Annotated in this window: 20 protein-coding genes and 1 riboswitch; of the genes, 6 read left to right on the plus strand and 14 right to left on the minus strand. The window is 47.0% G+C overall.

The features are described from left to right. Nucleotides 1-7 precede the first annotated feature (7 nt). From ACFFUV_RS18995 to copI, 5 genes are all read left to right on the plus strand, one after another. On the plus strand, nucleotides 8-403 hold the full coding sequence (locus tag ACFFUV_RS18995; RefSeq protein ID WP_390195951.1) for a hypothetical protein: 396 nt from the start codon (nucleotides 8-10) through the stop codon (nucleotides 401-403). A gap of 82 nt (nucleotides 404-485) precedes the next feature. Beyond that, nucleotides 486-1868 (plus strand): TolC family protein, encoded by a 1383-nt coding sequence (locus ACFFUV_RS19000; protein WP_390195954.1) that lies wholly within the window; start codon nucleotides 486-488, stop codon nucleotides 1866-1868. Between the two features lie 12 nt (nucleotides 1869-1880). Next, nucleotides 1881-3368 carry an efflux RND transporter periplasmic adaptor subunit gene (locus ACFFUV_RS19005; RefSeq protein WP_390195956.1) on the plus strand — a complete coding sequence of 496 codons (1488 nt, stop codon included), beginning with the start codon at nucleotides 1881-1883 and terminating at the stop codon, nucleotides 3366-3368. Beyond that, nucleotides 3365-6484, plus strand: a complete 3120-nt coding sequence (locus ACFFUV_RS19010) for an efflux RND transporter permease subunit (RefSeq protein ID WP_390195960.1) — start codon at nucleotides 3365-3367, stop codon at nucleotides 6482-6484. Before ACFFUV_RS19005 ends, ACFFUV_RS19010 begins: the two co-directional genes overlap by 4 nt. Nucleotides 6485-6511: 27 nt before the next feature. Continuing rightward, nucleotides 6512-6994: a copper-resistant cuproprotein CopI gene (gene copI / locus ACFFUV_RS19015; protein ID WP_390195965.1), complete on the plus strand. Its 483-nt coding sequence runs from the start codon at nucleotides 6512-6514 to the stop codon at nucleotides 6992-6994. A gap of 184 nt (nucleotides 6995-7178) precedes the next feature. Here the strand turns inward: copI and ACFFUV_RS19020 are convergent, their stop codons facing one another. Both ACFFUV_RS19020 and zigA read right to left on the minus strand, forming a co-directional pair. Further along, nucleotides 7179-7814: a DUF1826 domain-containing protein gene (locus ACFFUV_RS19020; RefSeq protein WP_390195967.1), complete on the minus strand. Its 636-nt coding sequence runs from the start codon at nucleotides 7812-7814 to the stop codon at nucleotides 7179-7181. Nucleotides 7815-7824: 10 nt separating this feature from the next. Then, entirely contained in the window at nucleotides 7825-9015 is a 1191-nt protein-coding gene (gene zigA / locus ACFFUV_RS19025; protein WP_390195970.1) for a zinc metallochaperone GTPase ZigA, read from the minus strand. Nucleotides 9016-9205: 190 nt separating this feature from the next. On the opposite strand from zigA, the gene ACFFUV_RS19030 reads away from it, so the two are divergent. Then, nucleotides 9206-10243, plus strand: a complete 1038-nt coding sequence (locus ACFFUV_RS19030) for a CobW family GTP-binding protein (protein WP_390195973.1) — start codon at nucleotides 9206-9208, stop codon at nucleotides 10241-10243. A 112-nt stretch (nucleotides 10244-10355) separates the two neighbouring features. Here ACFFUV_RS19030 and ACFFUV_RS19035 read toward each other — a convergent pair whose 3' ends face one another. The 12 genes from ACFFUV_RS19035 to ACFFUV_RS19090 all read right to left on the minus strand — a co-directional run bounded on the left by ACFFUV_RS19035 (nucleotide 10356) and on the right by ACFFUV_RS19090 (nucleotide 26590). Further along, nucleotides 10356-11372 carry a DUF2955 domain-containing protein gene (locus ACFFUV_RS19035; RefSeq protein ID WP_390195975.1) on the minus strand — a complete coding sequence of 339 codons (1017 nt, stop codon included), beginning with the start codon at nucleotides 11370-11372 and terminating at the stop codon, nucleotides 10356-10358. After that, the gene (locus tag ACFFUV_RS19040) at nucleotides 11362-12420 is read right to left on the minus strand and encodes an HlyD family secretion protein (protein ID WP_390195978.1); all 1059 of its coding nucleotides are present in this window, start codon (nucleotides 12418-12420) and stop codon (nucleotides 11362-11364) included. The genes ACFFUV_RS19035 and ACFFUV_RS19040 overlap by 11 nt, the downstream gene beginning before the upstream one ends. A gap of 198 nt (nucleotides 12421-12618) precedes the next feature. Then, the gene (atzF, locus tag ACFFUV_RS19045) at nucleotides 12619-14409 is read right to left on the minus strand and encodes an allophanate hydrolase (protein WP_390195980.1); all 1791 of its coding nucleotides are present in this window, start codon (nucleotides 14407-14409) and stop codon (nucleotides 12619-12621) included. 11 nt (nucleotides 14410-14420) lie between these two features. Next, a complete protein-coding gene (uca, locus tag ACFFUV_RS19050; RefSeq protein ID WP_390195983.1) occupies nucleotides 14421-18017 on the minus strand; it encodes an urea carboxylase in 3597 nt (1198 codons plus the stop codon). Between the two features lie 92 nt (nucleotides 18018-18109). Beyond that, nucleotides 18110-18748, minus strand: a complete 639-nt coding sequence (locus ACFFUV_RS19055; RefSeq protein ID WP_390195985.1) for an urea amidolyase associated protein UAAP2 — start codon at nucleotides 18746-18748, stop codon at nucleotides 18110-18112. Between the two features lie 12 nt (nucleotides 18749-18760). Further along, nucleotides 18761-19501, minus strand: coding sequence for an urea amidolyase associated protein UAAP1 (locus ACFFUV_RS19060; RefSeq protein WP_390195988.1), 741 nt, complete (start codon nucleotides 19499-19501; stop codon nucleotides 18761-18763). A gap of 7 nt (nucleotides 19502-19508) precedes the next feature. Continuing rightward, a complete protein-coding gene (locus ACFFUV_RS19065) occupies nucleotides 19509-20300 on the minus strand; it encodes an ABC transporter ATP-binding protein (protein WP_390195991.1) in 792 nt (263 codons plus the stop codon). 2 nt (nucleotides 20301-20302) lie between these two features. Then, nucleotides 20303-21124: an ABC transporter permease gene (locus tag ACFFUV_RS19070; RefSeq protein ID WP_390195993.1), complete on the minus strand. Its 822-nt coding sequence runs from the start codon at nucleotides 21122-21124 to the stop codon at nucleotides 20303-20305. Nucleotides 21125-21159: 35 nt separating this feature from the next. Beyond that, nucleotides 21160-22245, minus strand: a complete 1086-nt coding sequence (locus ACFFUV_RS19075) for a putative urea ABC transporter substrate-binding protein (RefSeq protein WP_390195995.1) — start codon at nucleotides 22243-22245, stop codon at nucleotides 21160-21162. 67 nt (nucleotides 22246-22312) lie between these two features. After that, a riboswitch (guanidine-I (ykkC/yxkD leader) is annotated at nucleotides 22313-22412 on the minus strand. Between the two features lie 347 nt (nucleotides 22413-22759). Next, a complete protein-coding gene (locus ACFFUV_RS19080) occupies nucleotides 22760-23518 on the minus strand; it encodes a WecB/TagA/CpsF family glycosyltransferase (protein WP_390195997.1) in 759 nt (252 codons plus the stop codon). Between the two features lie 192 nt (nucleotides 23519-23710). After that, nucleotides 23711-25147: a phosphohexomutase domain-containing protein gene (locus tag ACFFUV_RS19085; RefSeq protein ID WP_390195999.1), complete on the minus strand. Its 1437-nt coding sequence runs from the start codon at nucleotides 25145-25147 to the stop codon at nucleotides 23711-23713. Between the two features lie 48 nt (nucleotides 25148-25195). After that, nucleotides 25196-26590, minus strand: coding sequence for a mannose-1-phosphate guanylyltransferase/mannose-6-phosphate isomerase (locus tag ACFFUV_RS19090; RefSeq protein ID WP_390196014.1), 1395 nt, complete (start codon nucleotides 26588-26590; stop codon nucleotides 25196-25198). Nucleotides 26591-26669 lie beyond the last annotated feature (79 nt).

Here is a 26669-nt window from a genome sequence, read left to right on the forward strand (position 1 = left end):
TTTCATCATGCGTTTAAACCTCATTTCCACAACTTGGATAACGATCTTGGTATTAGCCGCCGTGCTTATGTCAGGCTTTACTTCCAGTTCAACAATGATGAACAACGCAATGCCACACAGCGGCCACGCAACCGCTTTAAACTGCCCAAGTCTTCAAAATAGCCCGTCGTCAACTCATCACAACATGGCTATGAGTCATTCAATCGATGTGAATGGACAATGTGAAGTCGTCACTGATGTGATGCACGATTGCTGCGACGCTACCTGCGCGACTTCAGTGGCCATTTTCATTACGCCCAGCATGTTGATGACTATCAGCGCGTCACGGGCTTTATTGGCTCTCCCACCTTCAGGTGATGTGATTCACCAAACCAAAAGCCTCTATCGGCCTCCAATCGCTTAACTCCATCTCATTCATTTAGGTTCCGTGCATCTGTACGGAGGAATTATCGTGCGCGTTATGCGCTCAGTGATGGATTAAAAAAGTGAAGTTAAAACAATACCTTTTAGTACTACCTGTTAGTACCGCGGTATTGGTAGCCACACCATTATACGCCAGCAAACCACTGACAAGTGGGCCGGTGACAGATGTGGTCACGCCAACGACCGAAAAAACGCTTTCTCAACTTATTGAGGCAGCATTATCAAGCGATGGAATACGCCGCCAATACTACGCACAAGCGCAAGCGATGCGTGAAACAGGTAAAGCCACTGCCACCTTAGTGGATCCTAAACTCAGGTTTGGGATCACTGGGTTACCTACCGATAGCTTTACCTTTGACGAAGACCCAATGACCAATATTTCTGTTGGGCTGATGCAGCAATTTAATCGAGGAGAGACATCCGAGCTTACCGAACGACAAGCAACGCTTCAGGCTAACACAATGGCTGTAAACGTCACTGCTAGAGAGCTTGAAATCATCAACGCAATGACGAAAATTTGGCTTGAATTAGGGTACCAACAAGTCGCCAACCAATTGCTTGTTGAAAATCGTATATTAATGACTGAGCTAGAAAGCTTTATTCAAACCAACTACTCGATTGGTAAAAGCGACACTCAAGATTTAATTAATGCTCAGCTTCAGGTCGCTAAGCTGGATGAAAAAATTCAGGCAAATCAACAAACTCAGCAGCGCCTTCGCGCTCAGTTGTCAGAATGGCTAGGATCCGATTGGCTTACTAATACTAAACAGCTCCATGCGTCAAACCAGCTTAACTGGCGTGACTTGCAAACTATTGAAGGGGCAATCACGGGGAATAGCTATTACTCACAGTTGAAACAAACACCGTCAGTACAAATAGCGGATGCTTCGATTGATGTTCGTCGAACTCAGGTCGCTCTTGCCCGAGAAGCTTACACCCCTCAGTTTGGGTTCGAAGTGATGTATGCCTATCGACAATCAAACAATATGCGAGGCGAACCAGCATCAGACTTGGTCAGTGCCTATATCACCATGGATATTCCTCTATTCACCGGAAACAGACAAGACAGGAATCTGGCTGCGGCCCAATATCAAGTTGGAGCCGCTCAGTCGCAAAAAGACACCTTGCTCAGTCAAATGAACGCCAAAGTTAATGCCCTATTGGTTGACAAAAATAACCTTACTCAACGCCTTGAACGCTTTGAGTCGACCCTGCTACATCAGGCTGATTTACGTGTAAAAGCGACGGAGCGAGGTTATCAAAACAACACAACTCAATTTAATGATGTGATTTTAGCGAGTCGTGATGAGCTTGCGTTAAAGCTGGAGTACCAGCGTCTTATCACCGATCTCAATCTGGTTAATAACAATCTCTCCGCATTACTCAATAGCTACGGCTATCAGGTAGATAAACCAGATATCACTCTTGAGTCAGAGCACAAATAACAAGGCAGAATCATGAAAAAAATCCATGTAACAACAATCGCGCTTGTTATTGGCGCAGCGCTAGGATTTAGTGTGAACACATTCCTACCACATACAGAAATGGCCACTCACCCAGCTCAAATACAGCAAGCTCAGGTAAGTGACGAACCGCTTTACTGGGTTGCCCCAATGGACCCAAACTACCAACGGGATAAACCGGGTAAATCTCCGATGGGGATGGATTTGATCCCAGTTTTCGCAGAAGACGGTGCGAAAGAGACCAAACCAGGCACAGTTACCATTGATCCAGCGGTAGAAAATAATCTCGGCGTAAAAGTGCTTAAAGCACAATTAGCACCGCTCGCTCCAAATATCGAAACTGTCGGTTACATCGCCTTTGATGAAAGCCAACTTTGGCAAACCAACGTCCGAGTGGCTGGTTGGGTTGAGAAACTCAATGTCAATGCTGTGGGGGATAAAGTCAGTAAAGGCGACGTGCTTTTCACTCTGTACTCGCCGGAGTTAGTCAAAGCTCAGGAAGAGCTCCTTAACGCCTACCGCACAGGCCGGAATGGACTCGTCAAAGGAGCAACAGAAAGACTGATCACTCTGGGTGTTGACCGTCAACAAATTCAAGCCATTATCAAACGCGGTACAGCGACTCAAACCATCGACATCAAAGCTAAATCAGATGGCATCATTGCAAGCTTAAATGTACGTGAAGGTGGCTACTTATCACCAGCACAAGCTGTCATCAGCGCCGGTCCAATAGACAATGTTTGGGTTGATGCCGAAGTGTTTGAGCGTCAGTCTCACTGGGTCAAAGCGGGCAGCAAAGCTCAGATGACACTGGATGCCATTCCGGGTAAAGAGTGGCAAGGTGAAATTGATTACGTCTACCCGATCCTCGACCCACAGACACGTACTTTGCGTCTGCGACTCAAGTTTCCAAATCCGCAGGGCGAGCTAAAACCCAATATGTTCGCCAATATTTCACTGCAACCGGTGACGGAGGAGTCTGTACTGACGATTCCTAAATCGGCGGTGATTCGCACCGGAGGTATGACGCGCGTCGTGCTAGCAGAAGGTAACGGCAAATATCGTTCAGCGCGCATTCAGGTTGGAAGGGAAGCTGGCGATCGAATTGAAGTTCTTCAGGGGTTAACGGAACAAAGCAAAGTGGCTTCCTCCGCCCATTTTTTACTCGATTCGGAATCGAGCCAAACAGCAGATTTAGCCCGTATCAATGGGGTTCGAGTAAACGCAGACGACAGCATATTTGCTAGTGAAGTGTGGGTTGAAGGCGATATCACCATGCTGATGGAAGACTTCGGCATGATTACGCTAAAACACTTACCAGTATCGGAATGGAACTGGGAAGCGGGTGAAATGAACTTTACCCTTGGTCCAGATGTAACATTATCCGGTTTGAAGGAGGGCAATCGCGTTCGGTTTCTAGTTCAGAAACATAACGATGATTTTTCTCTGAAGACTATTGAACGTATCGGAGGCAAGCAATGATTAATGCCATTATTCGCTGGTCTCTGAGCAATCGATTTATCGTTTTACTGGCGACAATCGTGCTAGTCAGTGCTGGTCTATACAGTGTCAAGCATACTCCCGTTGACGCTATTCCTGATCTGTCAGATGTTCAGGTTATTATCAAAACCAGCTATCCGGGACAGGCTCCGCAGGTCGTCGAGGATCAAGTCACTTACCCTTTAACGACAGCGATGTTAGCCGTACCCGGAGCCGAGACTGTTCGCGGCTATTCGTTCTTTGGTGATTCCTACGTTTATATCATTTTCAATGACAAAACCGATATGTACTGGGCGCGTTCACGAGTCTTAGAGTATCTCAGTCAGGTAGCGCCTAAGTTACCTGCGAATGCCAAACCGACTCTTGGCCCCGATGCAACGGGTGTGGGTTGGGTATTCAGTTATGTACTGCAGGATAAAACCGGACAACACGATTTGGCACAACTGCGTAGCCTGCAGGACTGGTTCCTCAAATACGAACTGCAAACGGTGGATGGCGTATCCGAAGTCGCCACAGTCGGCGGGATGGTGAAGCAATATCAGATCCAAATCGATCCGGCAAAACTGCGCGCTTACAACCTGACGCTTCAACAAGTCAACATGGCGATCCAAAACGGCAATCAGGAAACGGGCGCGTCGGTGATTGAAGTGGCCGAAGCTGAACATATGGTTCGAACTACAGGCTATTTGACCAACATTGAAGACATTGAGTCTCTACCACTTAAAGTGACGAATAAAGGCACTCCGCTGTTACTTGGCGATATTGCAGATATCAATCTGGGCCCGCAAATGCGCCGGGGCATTTCAGAGCTCAACGGAGAAGGTGAAGCGGTTGGTGGCGTGATTGTGATGCGCTTTGGTGAAAACGCCAGTCAGGTTATCGACAACGTTAAAACCAAACTGGAAGAGCTACAACGCGGTTTACCTGAAGGCGTAGAAATCGTTCCAACTTACGACCGCTCTACCCTAATCAACGCCGCGGTTGATAACTTATGGAAAAAGCTGGCGGAAGAGTTCATTGTGGTTGCGATTGTGTGTGCACTGTTCCTGTTCCACATTCGTTCATCACTGGTGATTGCCTTAAGCCTACCTGTAGGTATTTTGTCAGCGTTTATCATCATGCACTGGCAAGGCATCAACGCCAATATCATGTCGCTGGGTGGCATCGCGATTGCCATAGGAGCCATGGTCGACGGTGCCATTGTAATGATCGAAAATGTGCATAAGCACATTGAACGGACTCCGCTGACTGATAAAAACCGCTGGCAAGTGATTGGTGACGCGGCTCAAGAAGTGGGGCCTCCCCTATTCTTCTCACTGCTGATCATCACGTTAAGCTTTGTACCCGTGTTTGCTTTGGAAGGCCAAGAAGGGAAAATGTTCTCGCCGCTGGCGTTTACTAAGACCTATGCCATGGCAGCATCCGCGGGCTTAGCGATTACCTTAGTTCCTGTACTCATGGGTTATTTCATTCGCGGGAAAATTCTGCCTGAACATAAAAACCCCGTAAACAAAGGACTCGTCGCGCTCTATCGTCCAATACTGGATGTGAGCCTCAGATACCCAAGATCAATACTTGTTTTGGCTATCGCTCTTATGGCCTCAGCGTACTACCCAACCAGTCAACTCGGTAGCGAATTTATCCCACCGTTGGATGAAGGCGATTTAATGTACATGCCAACCACTTATCCCGGCATTTCTATCGGTAAAGCTCGTGAGTTGCTGCAACAAACCAACAAGCTAATCAAAACCGTTCCTGAAGTGAAAACCGTATGGGGCAAAGTGGGACGTGCTGAAACTGCAACCGATCCTGCACCTCTCACCATGATCGAATCCGTCATTCAGCTCAAACCCCGCGAAGAATGGCGCGAAGGTGTCACCAGCGAATCTCTGCGTAGAGAGTTTGATCGTTTAATCCAGTTCCCGGGACTAACAAACGCGTGGGTCATGCCAATCAAAACCCGTATCGATATGTTGGCAACCGGTATTAAAACGCCGATTGGTATCAAAATCGTGGGGCCTGAGCTGAAAACCATTGAACGTATTGGCTCTCAGTTGGAACCAATTCTCAACCAGATCGAAGGCACTGCATCTGTCTACGCTGAACGCGTGGCAGGTGGACGTTATGTTACCGTCGATATTAAGCGTAAAGCTGCTGCCAGGTACGGACTGAATATCAAAGATGTTCAACAAGTGGTTTCAACCGCGGTGGGTGGTATGAATGTCGGTGAAACCATTGAAGGGCTAGAACGCTACCCGGTTAATGTTCGCTACCCACAAGACTATCGCGATTCGGTAGTGAAATTGCAGAACTTGCCGTTAGTCACACCAAACGGTGCCCGCATTGCACTGGCTGATGTGGCCGATATTCGTTACGAAGACGGCCCGCCAATGATCAAGACTGAGAATGCTCGTCCTAACGGCTGGGTGTTTGTCGATATCGACGGCAGAGATCTCGGCTCTTATGTCACTGAAGCGCGAAAAAGAGTGGCTGATGAACTCAAGCTGCCTGCCGGATACTCGTTAGCATGGTCTGGGCAATACGAATATATGGAGCGCGCGAAAGCACGCCTGAGCGTGGTGATTCCCATCACCCTGACCATTATTACTTTGCTTCTCTACTTCAGCTTCCGTCGTCTCGGTGAAGTATTGATCATCATGGCAACGCTGCCTTTGGCGATGGTGGGCGGCCTGTGGCTAATGTATTCGCTCAACTACAACTTATCCATTGCGGTTGGAGTCGGCTTTATCGCGCTCTCCGGTGTTGCGGTGGAGATAGGCGTGATCATGCTGGTTTATCTTAATCAGGCATGGCACCACACCAAACTCACAGCTCAGGAAAACAGCGTTCCGATTACTAAAGATGATTTAACAGATGCTATTCGTGAAGGCGCGGGGCTGCGCGTTCGCCCTGTCATGATGACGGTTATTACCGTCATCATTGGCCTTGTCCCAATCATGTACGGGCATGGCACTGGCTCACAAATTATGCAACGCATCGCCGCTCCTATGATTGGCGGCATGGCGTCAGCCTTACTACTCACTTTGCTCGTTATACCGGCAATCTTCAAGCTGTGGAAACAGCGTGAAACTAAATAGATACTTAGATTTATTGAGGATACAACCATGAAAAAACTTACTTTAGCTATCGCGTTAACCATCAGTTCTTCTGTTGCTATTGCAGCAACGAATAACACCATGGATCACGGCAACATGAAAGACATGGATGGAATGTCAGCTGTGGGAATGCCAGCTATAGGGGCCAAACCTGACAAAGTTGTGCACGTAATACTTTCCGACAACATGAAGATTACTTTCAAAAAAGAGGTAAAAATCGAGCCTAATGAGGTAGTTCAATTTGTCGTGATGAACACGGGAAAAATGGATCATGAATTCACAATTGGCTCGCAATCTGAACAGCTTGAACACCGACAAATGATGAAAAATATGACCGGACAACATATGCATGATATGGGGAATACTGTAACGGTTGAACCAGGCAAAGCAAAACAATTGCTATGGCACTTTCATGGCGATAACAACGTAGAATTTGCCTGCAACATTCCTGGTCATGCAGAAGCCGGTATGACGAAAAAAATGACGCTTTAAAGTTATCAAGCCCCAAAAGTTCTCTTTTGGGGCATTACTTTTATAATCGAATTAAATCAACTTATGGCCATCGGATATTCTTTATATTCCATTATGAATAATAACCACAGTGTCTTTATATATTACTTATGGTATTTTTATAACATACTGAATATATTACATAATAGTGATTGAAAGAGTGCAATCAAATACAATCTTGCGTCAATAACAGTCGCCGTTCTCCCTGCCTATTTTGTGGCGAGCGATGGACTAAACCATGATGTTCGTTTCCCTCCCACCCGCTGCCCTTTAATAGAGCAACATCGCCTGGCTGCATTTGTTGGATATCCGTATAGGCGAAAACCTCATCACTTGGGTTCCCTGTACCAAGCCGTTCGCGTTTGACGTTATCATCCTCCAACCACTGCGTTGCGGTGCCAAGGTAAGTCGTGACTAAGCGAACTGGAATATGGTCAACATGGAAGTTTGGACACATTGGCTTACTTAGTGTTGTTAGTCGCAATCCGGCTTCTTGTCGTCCAAACAAGCAGCAAAACATATCGACAAGTAACGCGATATCTTCGCTTAACTCTTCAGCGCAAGCAAAATCACTGAGTTTTGATTTCAGCTGATCAGCGGCGCTGTGCGGACTTACCCTTTCGACTATCGATAAGTTGGCCTCGCTTGCAAGCAGTTGTTCAAGATCAGAAATGAACGCTAACGGCAGCTTGCGAGGCCATATGGCAATGTTTGTTGATTGATAGATGTTCGCCAATACACTTGGCTGAACATTCGTCGTACTGGCCGCTGTTGGTCGCTTATTAACGGTATCAACGTTCATCGTCTTCCTCCTAGGTAAGGAATGGATCTGCGAGCGCCAGCCAAGCTTCTCGCCCCAAGTTCATCTCTTCATCAGTCAGCAAGCAACGCTCTAAAGCTCTAGTCATGGCTTTAATATCAAGACCTTGACCGATAAACACAAGTTCTTGCCGGCTATCGCCATACGGCTCAACCCAACTTTCTTGGATAGCGTTTAATGCTTCGCTGTCCGTCGGCCACTCGGCTTTAGGAATGGCACTCCAAAACATCCCGGCGTATCCATAGCGTGCCATTCCACCAGCTTGGCTCCATTGGCCAACGTAGTCAGGACGAGAGGCGAGCCAAAAATAGCCTTTTGAACGTATTAGTTTGCCAAAACCTTCGGTGTTATGAATAAATTGATAGAATTTTTCAGGATGAAATGGACGACGAGCTTGGTAACTGAAACTGCAAATTCCATACTCTTCGGTTTCAGGAACATGTTCACCTCGTAACTCTTGTAACCAGCCCGGCGCCTGTTGAGCGCGTTCAAAATCAAATAGCCCAGTATCGAGAACCTCTTCGGTGTCCACGTGACCATTCTGTATCGGAATGAGCCTTGCTTGCGTGTTTAAGGTTTTTAAAACCGCCGTTAACCTCTCCAATTCATCGGCACCCACGAGATCGGTTTTGTTTATTAGAATCACATCCGCAAATTCAATCTGTTCAATTAACAAGTCGGAGACGCTACGTTCATCATCTTGATCAATAAACTGCCCTTTCTCTTGTAAACAACAAGCTTCATCGTAATCCTTTAAAAAATTCATCGCATCCACCACAGTGACCATGGTATCAAGCGTTGCAATATCAGAAAGGGAACGTCCTTGCTCGTCGGCAAAAGTAAAGGTTTCAGCGACAGGCAATGGCTCCGCAATCCCAGTCGATTCTATGATCAGGTTATCGAACCGCCCTTCTTTGGCCAACTTGCCGACTTCGATAAGCAGGTCTTCTCTCAACGTGCAGCAAATGCAACCATTGCTCATTTCCACCAATTTTTCTTGCTGGTGGTTGAAAGAAACCTCGCTTTTCACAAATGCAGAGTCAATATTAATGTCACTCATGTCGTTGACAATAATAGCCACTCGCTTTCCTTGGCGATTATTTAAAATATGGCTGAGAACTGTGGTTTTCCCTGCGCCTAAAAAGCCGGACAAAACTGTCACAGCAACCTTGTTTTGATACATGTGTCCTCTCAAACACCACCTAAATTTGTCGCCATGCTTAATGGTAATATGCAACACATTTAGACTGGAGATGGTTGTCAGATATAGCTCATTTTTGTTATGTTATAACAACACAAACAACAATACCACTCATGCTATTTTCAGTAACACACGCAGAGAATAGGACTGACATCACCACAGAAGAATGACTATGAACGAGCAATACGACCCCATTCCTACCAATATTATTACTGGATTTCTTGGTGTAGGAAAAACCACAGCCATAAATTCGTTGCTTGCAAACAAGCCGAAGAATGAACATTGGGCAATACTGGTGAATGAATTTGGTCAAGTGGGTATCGATCAGGAGATGATGCCAACGCAAGATGGCCTAGTCGTTCAAGAGCTGGCGGGCGGTTGCATATGCTGCTCTTTAGGATTATCGCTAGGCATAACGTTACACACGCTCATTGAGCAAACGAAACCAGACCGTTTAATTATTGAGCCCACTGGCATAGGTCATCCAGAAGGCATCATTGATACCTTGATGGGGCCGAATTTTGAACATCGTCTCGACCTTCGCGCCACAATCTGCTTATTGGACCCGCGTTGTTTAACGCAAGGGGAAATCATGGATAACGAGATATTTCATGATCAGCTTAATCTGGCTGATGTCGTACTCATCAACAAGTGCGATCTCGCTGAGCAAGCGCAGATTGAAGCCGCAACATCAAGCCTGAATGCGATGTTTCCTCCCAAACAATATATTGGTCAAACCCACAAGGGGCGAATCACCCTAGACCTCTTAGATTTAGTCAGAAACGGGCAGCTAAAATCGCAATTTCCAAATGCGCACCAACATCATGAGCATGAGCATGAGCATGAGCATGAGCATGAGCATGAGCATGAGCATGAGCATCATGACAGCACCGAGCCCGCCCCTCAAGCGCCGATACGTAAAACAGGGAATGGTCGCGGTTTATACAGTTGTGGCTGGATATTTCATCGAGATGACGGTTTCGATTACTGGGCTCTGGAAAAAGTACTCAACGATTTAACCGATATACAGCGTATTAAAGGGGTGATTCGTATTGGCTATGCTTGGGTTTTTTATAATCGAGTGAACGACGAACATGACTTTGATAAAGTCGCATACCGGCGTGATAGTCGCATCGAAATTATCAGCAAAACCGAACAAGACTGGGGCCAGATAGAGAAAGCCATGCTTGCCTGCCAAGCCAAAAGTTAAACGGCTACGACGATCATGCTCTATCGTGCCCCCTTAACTCGAAAAAAAAAACATTACGCTTTTAGTGTCAAAGAGCCGCATCAGCGGCTCTAACGTCTATTAATTTCTAGCGCTAGGGATCCGATAACTGACGTTTCGGCTCGACACTCGGTGTGCTTGGGCCTATGAGGCGTAATATTAAGGCGCCAATAAAGATCGCGAGACTGATCGACACTAAGCGCATAAACCCATTAGAAAATGAGTCAATACCGGCATTTTTAATGATTTGGAAAGTGATGACGATAAAATTGGTAAACAACAGTTGATAAATCGTCGCGTGTGCGTCTCTTCGAATGGCATAGCAGGCCAACTGAATCCCCAGAAACAGCGATACCCCCATCACAACCCATGAAGGTGCTCCAAAGCCATACAAAAACATGGTTGGCAATGTAAAAAGGATGCCCGTTGCTGTGGTGATTAATCGCTGATAAACAAAGTCTTTTTGATGATGCAAAAGTGGTAACTTGAGCATGCTGCTGATGGTGATTGCAATCAGCATCGTTTGTGAACTACCGATACTTATCAACGCAACCAAAACCAAACACATCGCAGTGGCTTTCAATATAGCGACCATCAATCCACTGTGGATGCCGGTACTCACTTCATCTGGCTTAATATCCTGTTGATCGCCCGGGAATAGAAAATGGACAACGAAAGTAGTCGCCAACGCCAATAAAAAAGCTTGACCAATAATGACCGGAACACCAGCAATCGGATATTCCATCTGTTTGCTGACAACGGTGGCAATGATAAGAACAATAAGGCTGAGTGTTGAAATAATGTCTTGGGGGTTTTGATGGCCGCGATGATAGCTCCAAGTCATCACTCCCCAAACAAATAGTGCGTACCCTGTCGGCGTCCCCGCAAACATTCGAGCAAAAAATACCACAACCACACACACAACCAGCAGCACGACCACTAACTGAAATACCACGTTGAGCGCAGGCCGGGACGGAATCGTAGTCAACAGTATGACGACAAACATCGGTGCCAAAATCGGCATTGGGTGCCCGGTGTATTTTAAGTAAAAAAGTAACAACACCGGCGTGAAGACAATCTTAACAATTGGATTGACGCAGCTACGAAACATAAGTCCAAACACTGACCACTTTCATCCACAGACTCGCTAACCATTCACCGACTTGGCTTTGCCCCGTATAGAACGCCACCGTTGCTTGAGAGCCATAACGAATGTTGTCTGGAATGTCATCAAAAACGATATTTACTGGGTATCGCTGAGCATTAATCGTGGTGGTATCCGCACGGATAAACCCCGTTGCGGCGTCAACGTTATTACTGTCACCTGTCCCCCAGCCAAGGCTATAAACCTTACCGTTCAGTACTCGCCCGGGCATAGAATCCAGTACGATCTTCACTTGCTGGCCGGGTTGTATATATTCTAGCGAGTTTTCTCTAACCAATGCCGATATCCAAATTTCTCTCGGATCGATAAACGTGACCATCGGGCTGCCAACGTTGGCTTGCTGACCAACAGTCAGCTGAACATTGGTCACTATCCCATCCGAGGGCGCGGAGACTGCCGTTTTCTGTAAGTCCAACTGCGCCTTTTCCAAGCTCACCATGGCAGCCAAGATATGCGGATTATTATTGCCTTCAGGACCGAGATTCTGCTTGGCTTGGTCAAGTGAGGCTTGAGCTGCATTCAACGCCGCCTGAGCACGCGAGCTTGATTCAAGTGCGTTATCAAGCTCGGCTTGGCTTAATACTCCCTTTGATGCAAGCTCAGACACTCGCGCCGCTTGATCTCTGGCATTATTTCGCGCGGCTATCGCATCGGTCACTTTAGCCTGTGCGACCTCGACCGCTGCCATATTCGCTCCAATATTTTGCCCGGCGAGCTCTAAGTTCGCCTTAGCGGAGCGCACCGCCAATTCATAGTTTCTAGAATCAATATTGAACATGACATCGCCAGCCCGAACCACTTGGTTATTCTTAATATTGACACCAACGACATTACCGGAGACTTCAGGGGCAATACGTACCAGATAGGAATGCACACGCGCTATGCTGGTCATCGGCGTGACTCGGTCAGACCACAAGCTATATAGCCAAACGACGAGAACGATAGCAATAACATAGAGGCTTAACTTTCTGGATGATTGTTCGGCTTTTGACATTAGCAACCTTATCTTGATTTATCCGCACGGCGACTCTACGCAACAGTATAGGTTTATCGATAAGTGAAACTTGCCAACGACCTCTAATAATTCATTCAGATAAATGAGATTAAGGGCAGAAATTGGGAAAACATTGACTGCCAGTGGTGTGTCGTTCAAAGGAGAAAGAGACCTTTCTCCTTTGGTTAATCCTGAGGTTTAAATGGCGGTTTGATTAACATTTCGCTGGCTAACGGCGAGGTAATTTCGCCATCCACCCAACTCGGTAATGTCCTCGGCACCATTGGTACCAATAGGCTCACAAATAAATCCTGTCACCCAGTGACCATCTTTTAGCTCTACTTTACCTAACCCGAGTGGATGTGGAATTTGGCACAGTAAGCTACCTAGTGCTGACTTCGGCAACGACCACACTTCGATTTCGATAGCCTGACCATTCTCTTCATCACGGACTAGCCCCGGTCGTTCAGGGGGGCCGCCAGCCAGCGCATACATTCGGTAAGACTTTGCGGTTTCACCTGTTGCTTTGAGTTTCGCCCCCACTCCTGTCAACTGATGATTCAACGCGAGCCCTTGCATATGGGCGCCGCACACCAATAGATCAATACGTTCCTCTTCAAGTAAACATTGCTCAGTCGCACCAAGAGGAAGACAAGTTTCTGTCTGCCATGCTTTGGCAAGCTTGAGCAATGCTGAGTCCGTAAAGGCTGGCGCAAACAGCGTAAAGCCAAATGGCAAACCGGATTCACAGAACGATGATGGAATAGCAATGGCTGTATAATCCAATAAATTCATGAAGTTGGTGTAATAACCAAGGTTGCTGTTCAGCTCAATCGGGTTAGATTCCAGCGCTTCAATCGTATAGGTACTGCCTGCCGTCGGAGTAATGACAACGTCCACCTCTCGAAGCAACTTGTCACACTGAACTTTGTAATCCTGTAACTGATACATATAGTTAAATGTATCAGCCGCTGTGTAGTTCTTTGCGCCGCCGATAATCGTTTCTATTACCGGTAAACAGCGGCTACTGTCTTCATCAAAAAATGACTGAATGGCTGCATAACGCTCTGCCACCCAAGGGCCTTGATACAAGAGTTTCGCCGCATCAATAAAAGGTTGCAGATCAAACTCAACCAGCTCTGCGCCCATTGCTTTCATTCTTTCCAGCGCCAAAGCAAACTGTTTTTTGTATTGTTCGTTACCAAAAAATGCCAGTTGCTCTTTCGCAGGAACACCCACTTTTAAACCGTGAAATTCATCAGGCAGCGTTTGTTGAACATTTTCACGCGCATAACCATCTTTTTCGTCATACACCGCGGCGACATCAATCAATGTTTCGAGATCCCCCGCACTGCGCGCAAAGAAGGTTACACAGTCTAGCGTGCGACATGCCGGCACGACGCCACGGCAACTCAGTAACCCCTTGGTTGGTTTTAAACCCAAGATATTATTGAATGCCGCCGGCACGCGTCCTGAACCAGCGGTATCCGTTCCTAACGAGAAAAACACCTGATTTAAAGCCACACTGATGGCGCTACCCGCACTCGACCCACCAGACACATAATCAGGATCGAAGCTGTTTTTGCCCGCGCCCCACGGGCTCCGAACCCCAACTAACCCTGTCGCAAACTGATCGAGGTTTGTTTTTCCCAGCGGAACCGCGCCTGCTTTGATCAACAGATCGACGACAAACGCCGACTTTGACGGTTGATAAGCATATTCTTTACATCCTGCGGTTGTTGGTAAATCTTGTAGATCAATATTGTCTTTTATCGCAAATGGCACGCCATACAAAGGCAGTGATTGGCTGTCTTTTGTCTCCAAATCGGAAATATAGTCATCCAGCTGCGACTCTGAAATCAAAGAAATCCAGGTATTATGTGTATCTTCCTGAGCCAGTTGGTATTTTTGTCTAAGAAAAGTACGTACGTCTATTTCACCGCTCCGGTAGCCGGCGAGTAATTGTTCGATAGTAACTAGAGTATTCATCCCTTTACTCCTTATGCTGCTTGAGTATTTATAATGACAAGAGGCTGACCAGCACTGACCTGTGCCCCTTTATCGGCGCAGACCAGATCAACAACGCCCGACTCTGAAGCGACCACTTCAAGTTCCATTTTCATCGCTTCGAGAACCATAATGACCTGCCCAGCTTTAACGCTATCCCCTGGTTTCACTAATGCTTGCCAGACATTACCAGCAACATGGCTTTCAACCAGAGCTTGCCCGTCTTCGAGCACCAATTGTTCCTGCTCTTCTTCTTCGGCTTCTTCAATAACAAAGTTTGCTTGTCCGCTTTCTACCCAGCGCTGACGCTCGGCCTCAAAAGCAGTTTGCTGACGCGCCTTACAGGCATCAATTTCCTCACAGTGCGCATCAATCAGAGACTGATAACTCGCCAGTGAAAAGTCCGTCTCTTCGATTTGCAGTGGGTATTGACCCAATGGATGCTTACGTCGTATTTCCAGCAGCTCTTCTGCACTGACTTCGTAAAACTTGATTTGGTCAAAGAATCGTAACAGCCAGGGTTGTTCGAACTCTTTGGTTTGACGATAACGGTTCCACATCTGCAAAGTTCGGCCAACAAACTGATAGCCGCCCGGGCCCTCCATACCATAAACACAAAGATAGGCACCGCCGATACCAACCGCGTTTTCAGGGGTCCAGGTTCTTGCCGGATTATATTTTGTCGTCACCAGACGGTGGCGAGGATCCATTGGCGTCGCCACTGGCGCGCCCAGATAAACGTCTCCTAAGCCCATCACTAAGTAACTGGCATCAAAGACAATCTTTTTCACTTCCTCGACCGAATCTAGGCCGTTGATACGACGAATAAACTCAATATTATCCGGGCACCACGGTGCATTTTTGCGCACCACTTCGTCATACTTTTGAATCGCTAAGCGTGTTGCTTCGTCATCCCACGACAGCGGAATATGCACCACACGAGCTGGCACCGTCAGCGCATCAATATCGGTCAACTGCATTTCCAGTTGCTCTAGATATTTGAGTAATTTATCGCGAGGCAGAGTCAGGTTATCGTAGTGAATTTGCAGAGAACGAATGCCTGGGGTTAGCTCTTTCACACCGTCAATATTCCTGTTTTCAATCTTCCTCATCAGTGCATGCACACGAAAGCGAAGACGAATATCCAGCACTTGCGGACCATATTCGACCAGTAAGAAATCTTCGCCACTCGGACGATACACCACGTCTTCACCACAGACTTCTTTAGGCAGTATTTTTATCACTGGCGACGATAGCGCTGCCGCTTCCAGCTCAGCTTCTTCAATATTGAGCGATGCAATACCATCAAGTTGAGCGCGTTCTGCCATTTCAGCTTGCTCAATAGTTACCGGGACAAAACGTATTTTATCGCCCGCCTTAAGCTGGCCAGCTTTCCATAAATCGGCTTTGATGATGGTTGCAGGGCAAACGAAACCGCCTAAGCTTGGACCGTCAGGGCCCAAAATTACTGGCATATCACCAGTAAAGTCGATGGTACCTACAGCATAGGCATTGTCGTGGATATTCGAAGGGTGCAGCCCAGCCTCCCCCCCATCCTGACGTGCCCAGTTTGGTTTAGGACCAATAAGACGAACACCTGTGCGGCTTGAGTTGAAATGCACTTTCCACGTCGCAGAGAAAAAGGCTTCGATGTCTTCATCAGTGAAAAAGTCCGGAGCCCCATGCGGGCCGTAAATCACGCGTACTGTCCATTCCGTCGTCAGGGTGGGTAATTGAACCTGTGTCCCTTCAACGCCAGAGTCTGCACCAGCTCCTTTAACATGCAATACATCACCGGCAACAATGGCGCGACCGGCATGTCCGCCAAACTGACCTAATGTAAAGGTTGATTTACTGCCAAGATAATCTGGGCATTGGATTCCACCTTCAAACAGCAGGTAACTGCGCGCGCCATTTCCTTTAACAAATCCAGTTTTCAGAATTTGCCCCGCTTTCGCTGTTGTCACTACACCGTGTTCAATAGCGATACCATCCAGCGTGGCATCAAGATGTGCTCCTGTAAGGACAAAGGATTGGTCAATATTGAATTTGAGCGTTGGACCAGAAATGATGATTTCCAGACCTGCGCAAGCTTCCTCATTCTTGAGCATTTGGTTACCAAGACGGAAGCTAAGTGAATCCATCGGGCCTGAAGGCGGAACACCAACATGCCAATAGCCTGAACGGCCAGGGTAATCCTGAATGGTTGTCTGGGTCCCCCCACTGAGCACATCGACAGACGATGGTTGATAAACAAAGTCATTGAGAGAGCGGGTCAGAACCATACCACTTTGCACGAGATCAGACTGAATCAGTTGCTGTAAGTATTTCTGGTTATGTTCGATACCATAAATAGTTAGGGTTTGCAGCGTTTCGGACATTTTGTCCAAGGCTTCCGTTCGGGTTTCTGCCAGTGTGATGATTTTCGCTAGCATCGGGTCGAAGAAAGGTGAAACTTCGACGCCCGCTTCAATCCAGTGCTCTATGCGCAGCCCATCAACTCGTGGCCATTCAACGTGACTGAGCAGCCCTGCACACGGCTGAAAGTTTTTGTTGGCATCTTCAGCGTACAGACGCACTTGCACGGCACGCCCCTTAGGCTCACGTTCTTTGCGGAGCTCTGCCTGAGTTAAATCGCCAGCACCGAGCTTCACCATCCATTCAACCAGATCGACACCAAACACTTCTTCGGTCACACCATGTTCAACCTGTAAGCGAGTATTCACCTCCAGGAAGTAAAATTCTTCGGTGGTTTGGTCAACAACGAACTCAACGGTACCTGCATTGCGATAATTCACTTGTTTAGCGAGGTTAATGGCCGTCTGATGCAGAGATTGGCGGGTTTTCTCGCTCAAGTTGGGGGCGGGTGTCTCTTCTATCACCTTCTGGTTACGGCGCTGAGAAGAACAGTCTCGCTCACCAAGCGCCACAACGGTTCCCTGTCCGTCTCCAAAAATTTGTACTTCAATATGGCGTGCACGTTCGATAAATTTTTCGATAAACACGCCGCTGTTACTGAAATTATTCTCGCTTAGGCGTTTCACTGAATCAAAAGCCGAAGCCAATGACGACGCATCGTAGCAGCACTGCATACCAATGCCACCACCACCAGCGGTGCTTTTCAGCATGACTGGATAGCCAATGGCGTTGGCTTCATCTAAAGCTTGCTGTTTGTCTTTAAGCAGTTCGGTGCCGGGTAAAAGAGGAACTCCAGATTTCTCGGCAATGGCACGAGCGGAGTGTTTGAGGCCAAAAACATTCATTTGATCCGGCGTTGGACCAAGGAACACCAAACCGTGAGTTTCACACAAGCCGACGAAATCTGGGTTCTCACTTAAAAAGCCATACCCAGGGTGAATCGCCTCCACGCCAGTTTGTTTGGCAATATCGATGATTTTTTTCTGGTTGAGGTAAGTCTCCGCAGCTGCGCCTTGACCTAATGAGTAGGCTTCATCAGCCTGAGTGACGTGAAGACTTTGTGAATCTGCTTCACTGTAAATCGCAACACTGGTGATACCCAGCTTTTTTAGCGTTCTGATGACTCGAGTAGCAATTGCACCACGGTTTGCGATAAGTACCTTGTTAAACATAGACGATTCCAATTCTTGTCCGGGTCGTCCCGGCTAAAAACTCAGAGTCAAAGTATGGGGTCGTCCCCGACTCTATTGTGGATGCGCTGAGTTTAATTCCACACCAAGACTTCAACTGGCGTTGGGTTGTAGGCATTACATGGGTTGTTTAATTGAGGGCAGTTTGAAATTAGGACGATCACATCCATCTTGGCGGTGAGTTCCACGTACTTGCCCGGCGCACTGATCCCGTCTTCAAAGGTTAATCCTCCTGCTTGGGTGATTGGCACATTCATAAAGAAGTTGATGTTGTGCGTGATATCGCGTTTGCTCATGCCAAACTCTTCGTTTTCAGCAACGGCCAATAACCAGCTATCACGGCAGGCGTGCATGCATTTTTTTTCAATTGCATAACGCACGGTATTACTCTCCGTCGCGCACGCACCGCCTAATGTATCGTGACGGCCACAGGTATCCGCCACAATTTGCAGCATCTCATTACCATGGTTTGATAAAATCTTAGTACCAGCACTCAGGTACACACTCCCCTGCTCGCGAATGGTATCAATAGCGCTGTAACGTTCTGCCGGATCATTGGCATTATAAAACAACGTGTCGGCGGCCTGGTTTCCTTCCAAATCGAGAATACGGAATGTCTGACCGGCTTTAACCACTTTCATGTAATAATCACCAGCAGGCACGATGTCTCGGCGAATTGCAGTTTGAGGCTCTAATTTACTTTCAACAATCATCTTTCATCCTCCTTACTGATGACGACACGCTGAGTGCATGTGGTAACGGCGGTTGTTTTCAAAACCTCGACCATTTTCTTCTCTGGACGTCACACAAGCGTCACCTTCACGGACGGGTTGTGCTTCAAACAGCGCAAGTTCAACGGGTTTAAATGGATAGTCTTCTGCCGGGTTCATTGGGTGGGGACAAGTGGTTAACACCACCAAGGTATCCATTTCAAAACGCAGCTCGATACAATCGCCTGCTTTACTGTGGTCTTCTAAATATTGCAGATTGCCATCTTCGTCAGTTTTTACACAGCTGAACAAGTTCAGATTAGCGGCAAGATCGCGTTGACCTAGGCCGTATTTCGCTACTTCGACTAGCAGCGCGTCATAGCCATTTTGTTTCCACTGGTTTCTGTCTTTTTGATAGTCACGTTCACCCCATTTTTCAGCGACTTTTTGTTTGTTGGCAACGCCACAGACGGAGTCAATCCAATGGGTATCATCACGAACTATCGAACAGAATACGCGCCCCATATCTGAATAAAGGCAATGCCCGGCGGTCAGTTTAAACGTGTGTTGGCCCTTGAGTGAGTCAGGCGCATTATAGCGCTCCAGCAAGTTGGTCGGGTTGTAGAACAACATGCTCAGATTAGCACCACCTTCTAGGTCCTTAGCTTGTAATACATGTCCTTTTGGAATAACCATTGACCAGTGTGCGGCCCCTGGAATCGTATCGGTAAAAATCGGTGTTTTAGACGACATCATTGTCCTCCTATGCAATTTTCTTTTCTAATAAAGTGTTTACTACTTCGGCTTGCTCTGGTTTTCTCAAATCGATATCAAACGTAACCTGTGCGCCAAAGCGTTCCGGAGCCTGTTCGTCATTTCTTACATGATCAAACACCCACAACCGGTTGCCTAAGTGAAAACCTTCACTGAGGTCATGAGTGATCATGAACACGGTGAGCTGTTGTTCGTGGCAAAGTGATTTAATTAAGCTATGCATGTCTTTTCGAATGCCTGGATCAAGGGCGCCAAACGGCTCATCAAGGAGCAAAATACGGGGCTTTTTAATCAACGCCTGAGCAATCGATAAGCGTTGTCTCATCCCACCGGAAAGCTCATGAGGATATTTGTCCAAAGCGTGTCCCAGCCCGACTTGCTTGAGAATCGCCGTTGCGTCTTCCCGCGCTTTTTTCTTGTTGAATCCAAAGCCACGACCGGTTAATGAGGTCAGCACACTGCTTGATTCTAACTCCTTGCCCAACATCACATTCTTTAGTGATGTGAGGTGAGGAAACACAGAATACTTTTGAAAGACAATGCCTCGTTCGATACCGGGCTCTGTTGATAACGGCTGGCCATCAAGTAAGATCTCCCCACGAGTCTGCTTTTCTGTACCCAGTAACATGTTAAGCATGGTCGTTTTGCCGCAACCTGAAGCGCCAACTATGCTGACAAAGTCACCAGGATAAACATCGAGATTGAGTTTCTCTAAAACAATGTTATCGCCATACTCTTTCCAGACCTGCTTAACCTCAATGATCGGTTTTCTCATATTCATGCTTATTCTCCCTGAGCTTTGTGATACCAAGGGCATACCTTCTCAGACAGTTTCCTTAATAACCAATCCATGGTGAAAGCAAGAATGGTTATCCAGACAACGTATGGAAGAATGACATCCATCGACAAATAACGACGGACAAGGAAAATGCGATAACCCAGGCCATCAGTGGCAACAATCGCCTCGGCAGCAATCAAAAACAGCCATGCACTGCCCAATGTCAAGCGGACGGCTTCAATCAATCGAGGGAATATCTGTGGCAACACAACTCGAACAATAATTTGCCAGCTGTTGGCGCCAAGTGTCTGCGCTTTGATCAACTGCTCCTGGGGCAGTGACTGAGCTTTAAGTTGAAGATCCCTGATGATAATTGGGCAAATGCCAATAAAAATGAGGACAACTTTGGACACTTCACCCAAGCCAAACGTGATGAACAAAATCGGAAGTATCGCCATTGGTGGAATTAAAGAAATCGCGGTGACCAGTGGAGAGAGCGAAGAACGAACAACCGGTAACATCCCGTTCGCGACGCCGATGGCTAAACCGAACAAGGCACTCGCGCCGACCCCAATCGCTAAACGTTGCAGACTGGCTAAAGTGTCAGTCCAGAACAGGTATTCGCCGGTGCGTTTGCTCGGAGTAAATGCCATTCGCTCAATGGCATCAACAAAGCTGCTGAACGCGGGTAACAATTTATCGTATGGGTTCTCCGCCAAACGGGCATCCGATGCCGTCATATAAACAAACAGCAATATGATGAACGGCATTAAACCCAGCATGGCCTTACTAATGCGGGAAGGTTGACGGTTGATGAGTTTTGTCATGGCAACTCCTGAAACTCTGGGGAAAATATCGAAACTTATAATTTACCGTCTGCTGCCATTTGCATGTATTCGGCAGTGAAACGTAGTTTGATATTGCCCGGGTTACCATAGACACCAGAAGGTGTTTCAACACCGATAAAGCCGGCATCTGGCGCGCTTTCACCAAGCAGGCCGTGATCAAAGGAAAACTGCGCGACTTTTTGCATCGTCGATTTCAAATCTTCGCTTGTCGTAAAATTAACCGCTTCTACCGGGGAGAAGTACATCTTAGTTGCCGCCAGTTGGTCGTTATAACCCGCTAAATCGGTACCAGATGCTTTCGCCATATAGGTTTTTGCTTGATCAGCCGCGGCTTTGTCTTCACCAGACATGAGCGACATGATCTCATACCATGCACCGGTTAACGCTTTGCCCAGAACTGGGTTATCTTGCAGCGTTTCGGTGTTGGCGACCATCAGGTCAATGATTTCCCCGGGGATTTTCGAGGAGTCAAAAACGAGGGCACTATTAGGTTGGGATTTGATTTCGCTAAGCAGCGGGTTCCAAGTGACGGTAGAAGTGACATCATCTGTGGTGAATGCCGCGACCATATCAGCATCGGAAGTGTTGACGACTTTCACATCTCGCTCACTCATGCCGACACTTTCAAGGCCTCGAGCCAGTAAGTAGTAAGAGACACTTAATTCAACCAGATTGACATTCTGGCCCTTGATGTCTTCCAGTGACTGATTGTCACCTTTCAGCACAATACCATCATTACCATCTGAGAAGTCGCCAACAATAACAGCCGTTGAATCGACACCGCTTGCTGCTGGAATCGTCAACGCGTCCATGTTGGTCATGACCGTTGCGTCGAACTGACCGGCAGTGTACTGGTTGATAGACTCAACGTAGTCGTTTACCTGAATGACATCGATGTTAATGCCATATTTATCCGCCCATTTATCGATAATGCCGCTGTACTTTGCGTAATCCCATGGCATCCAACCGACGTAGATCGACCAAGCGATAGTAAAATTTTGTTTTTCTTCTGCGAGCGCAGTTGCGGAAATAAAAGACGTGCTGAGCGCACTAGCGGATAAAGCGATTGAAATAAGCGAGCGTTTAGAGAAAAGTGACATGGACCACCTCCAATGTGAATCACATAATTGAACAAGCGCGCAGAGACATAACCAATGAAATTGGTTGGCCTCCCGGGCTTTTGTCCCGCCGTGTGACCTCATAAGAGGTTGACAACTCTCGGACCAGTCGCTAACCGCAATTAGCCGGAACCCTAGATGTCTATTTTACCGAATTGTATCCAGCTTGCTCCTATTCACTGGTTAATGACTCTTTGCTACGAACACGTCAACCAAAGCAAAACTGATGCCATGAAAATTTTCATCTATTTTTCAACAAATTAAAAAAATGCTTCTCGCAAATGCACAATGAACGCACCAATAAACCTCAGAGAAAGCCCCAATGTAGTGCATGGTAGAAACAAGAACGACAGATCGCCATCACCCATCAATCCGATAACAAACCGCACAAAGAGGCAACCCGTGGTACAACTGGAACATCAGAAGCGAGTTCTTGACTCAAGAAGATCTCAATGTGTTTAGGCCGTTTAACGCACTGTGCTGCGTCTCTTTGTGTTTAGTGTGTACTCGGCCTCTTTAACGCCTGGCGCTCTTTAAGCACAATCGGTACAATCTGCCAACCATCCACCAGGTAGCGCTTGGCCAAACGCTTGGGGCTTTGTGCCAAACGAAACAACCACTCGCAATTTGCACGACGCACGAATTCCGGAGCTCGCTTCTCTTCACCAGCCAAAAACAACAGCGATGCACCAATACACAAGTAGCAACCACTCACTCCTTGTGCGCGTAATCGATCAGCAACAATTTCTTGCTTAGGACTCCCAACCGCCAAGAAAACGATATCGGCATTGGCTTGCTGACACACTGCGACGCATTTATCGATTTGTCGTTCATCACTATCAAATCCCATCGGTGGATTATGATGAGTGAGCTTAGCAATCGGATAAATCTCTGCGATTTTGGCAACCACCTCTTCGCTGGCTCCAATAATGGCGACCGATATTGATTGATGGCTCGTAAGTTGCTCAAATAGACGTGCGGTTAGGTCGCTCCCCGACACCAGACTATTAATTGGATTACCTATCGCTTGTGAAAATAATTTGAGTACACGCGAATCGTTTAAATACACATCGGCTTTAGCGTAGATATCATGAAAATGCCGATCTTTTTCATAACGAATAACATGATCAACATTGGGAGTCACAATCATTTTTTGATTGTATTTCCCACCTAAAATATCATCCGCCATCGAGTTTAGACCGATATTAAAAAATCGAATCCCAAACACGGTAGTAAATGGGTCACTATGATTCATTGTCTTGCTCCCTAACACGCCAGAAAGAGTTCAATTAAGAACGACGTTTACGACCAAGCCGATGGTTTTTATAAGGCCTAACTCACCGTAATTAACTCACGCTATATCTGTATTAGCGTACGGTTAATATTCTGACCGCAGAATGTCAGTCACAATGAAAATCATAAGTAACACAAGTTATCCAATCGATAGCTACTGTTTAAGAAAAGAACCACTGCGTTGCCGTTTTCGAGCCGGATCGTCATTTGGAGCATCACACTCAGCGATCAAGTCTCTCAACTGCTGGACTTTCTCCTCTAACAACTTAGCCTTGTGTTTGGTTTCAATATTTAAACGTAAAACGGGTTCGGTATTAGACATACGTAAATTAAAACGCCAATCTTCAAAGCACATATCTAAACCGTCAATATAAGAAATGCTCACTGACTGGCACCAAGGATAATGCTCAATACGACTCATAATCTGAGCTGGGTCATTGACTCGAAAATTGATTTCACCAGAACTTGGAAAGCGTGCCATACCGTCACCAAGTAATTCACTCAGCCGCATACCCTTGATACTTAACAGTTCAATCACCAATAACCAAGGAATCATTCCGCTATCGCAATAGGCAAAATCGCGAAAGTAATGATGGGCGCTCATCTCGCCGCCATAAATGGCATCTTCCTCACGCATACGTGCTTTGATGTACGCATGGCCAGTTTTCGACATCACCGCCCGACCACCACACTCAGTGATCGTCGCCTCGGTGTTCCAATATACACGCGGGTCGTAAATAATTGTTTCATCGCTATTCTTTTGCAAAAATGCTTCGGCAAGCAGACCTACAATGTAATAACCTTCAACAAAACCGCCGTGCTCATCAAAAAAGAAGCAACGGTCAAAGTCACCATCCCATGCAATACCTATATCCGCCTGATGTTTGCGTACTGCCTCCGCGGTTTGCTCACGATTTTCCACCAGTAGTGGATTGGGGATACCGTTAGGAAAGCTTGAGTCAGGTGCATGGTTGAGTTTGATAAATTCGATATGGACGCCAAGCGCCTCAAAGCGACGCTCAATTTCATCAATTACACGACCTGCTACGCCATTCCCCGCATTCACGACTAACTTAAACGGATTTAGTTTTGCAGTATCGATATACGACAGCAGGTGGTCCACGTAAGCGGTTAAGTTTGAGCGAGCATGGTACTCGCCGCGAACGGTTGAAGCATCAAAGCCATTACGTTCAGCTAAACATTTTATTTCATTGAGCCCTGAATCATTACTGATAGGCTTTGAACGTTCTCGCACCAGTTTCATACCATTGTAATCCATTGGATTATGTGATGCTGTTACGATAATGCCGCCATCAAGACTGAGCTGCCAAGTCGCAAAGTAGATTTCTTCACTACCAACCAGTCCAATATCAATCACATCACAGCCCTCGTCGAGCAACCCTTCGGCTAAGGCATGCTTGAGCTCAGCGCTGGTTTCCCGAGCATCTCCACCGACGACCACACGCCGCGCCTTGGTAAATTGAGCATACGCGCGGCCAATTCGATAAGCGATATCACTATTCAACTCCGCGCCCAATTTGCCGCGAATATCGTATGCTTTAAAGCACGACAGTAATTCTGTGGTTGCCATAATGTCTCCTTGGTTGATAGATCAAATATGTAGGTTTGCCGGAGGTTGCTATTTTCGCCCATAGCGGTCGTCAAATCGCACAATATCGTCCTCACCAAGGTAACTGCCGGTTTGTACTTCAATCATCTCAAGTGGAATATTGCCGGGATTTTCTAGCGCATGAACTGAGCCCAGCGGAATATAAATTGACTCATCTTCACTCACCAATTTGGTGTTCTCACCCGTGGTAACTTTGGCGGTTCCGGCGACGACAATCCAATGTTCCGAGCGGTGATAATGCATCTGAAGGGAAAGTTTTTGACCAGGATTGACCGTGATACGCTTAACTTGGTCGCGAGCACCCACATCCACCGAGTCATACTTACCCCAAGGGCGATATACCTCACGATGTACATAGTGTTCGCTGCGCCCAGTTGATTTAAGTTGTTCGACGATTTGCTTGATGTCCTGAACATGATGTTTATCCGCAATCAACACCGCATCTTTGGTTTCCACCACCACTATATCGTCAACCCCCACTGCAGCGATCATCTTGTCTTCGGCGTTGAAATAGCTGTTGAGACAATCGTGGGTAAGCACATCGCCACGCTTTACATTCCCTGAGCCATCTTTGCCGACCATATCCCAAAGCGCATCCCAAGAACCAATGTCATGCCAGCCAGCATCAAGCGGCACTACGACAGCACTTTGGGTTTGTTCCATCACCGCGTAGTCGATAGAATCACTCGGACAACGAGCAAATATACTTTCATCCACTCGCACGAAATCCATGTCGCTGCTGGGATCACTCACGGCTTGCTGACAAATTTCAAAAATATCGGGGCGATACTGCGACAGTTCTTCAAGATAGCGCGAGGCTTTAAACAGAAACATACCGCTGTTCCAATAAAACTCCCCAGAGGCGACATACTGCTCAGCGAGAGGCAAGTCAGGCTTTTCAACAAACTGCTCAACTTGGTATACACTTCCCAGACTCTCGCCACGCTTTATGTACCCATAGCCTGTTTCAGGATGATCTGGCACTACACCAAACGTCACCATCTTTCCCTGTTTTGCCGCCTTTACCGCTTGCTTAACACTGCTCTCAAATGCGGCCTGGTCAGTAATGACATGATCGGCGGCAAGTACTAACATCAGTGAATCTTCGCTGTGAGCCCTTAGATAAAGCGCAGCTAAGGCAATAGCGGGGGCGGTATTACGACCTTCGGGCTCCAATATGATCTGCCCAAGTCTATCGATTTCCCGCAGCTGCTCAGCAGCTAAAAATCGATGCTCTTCATTACAGATGACGATATTCGGCAGCGAAGCCAGCGTATCGGCACGCAGCACCGTTTCTTGCAGCATGCTTTTGTCACTGACCAATTTCAAAAATTGCTTCGGTCTTTGCGTACGCGACATAGGCCAAAGCCGTGAACCAGCGCCACCTGTAGTGGCATAGTGAATTTGGCCACCTGATTAGAGGTGTTAAGATACACCTCATAGCATGACAGGTGAAACTATGACTAAGCGTACCAGACGTACT

It is taken from the genome of Vibrio olivae, from assembly GCF_042428525.1.
Classification (GTDB): domain Bacteria; phylum Pseudomonadota; class Gammaproteobacteria; order Enterobacterales; family Vibrionaceae; genus Vibrio; species Vibrio olivae.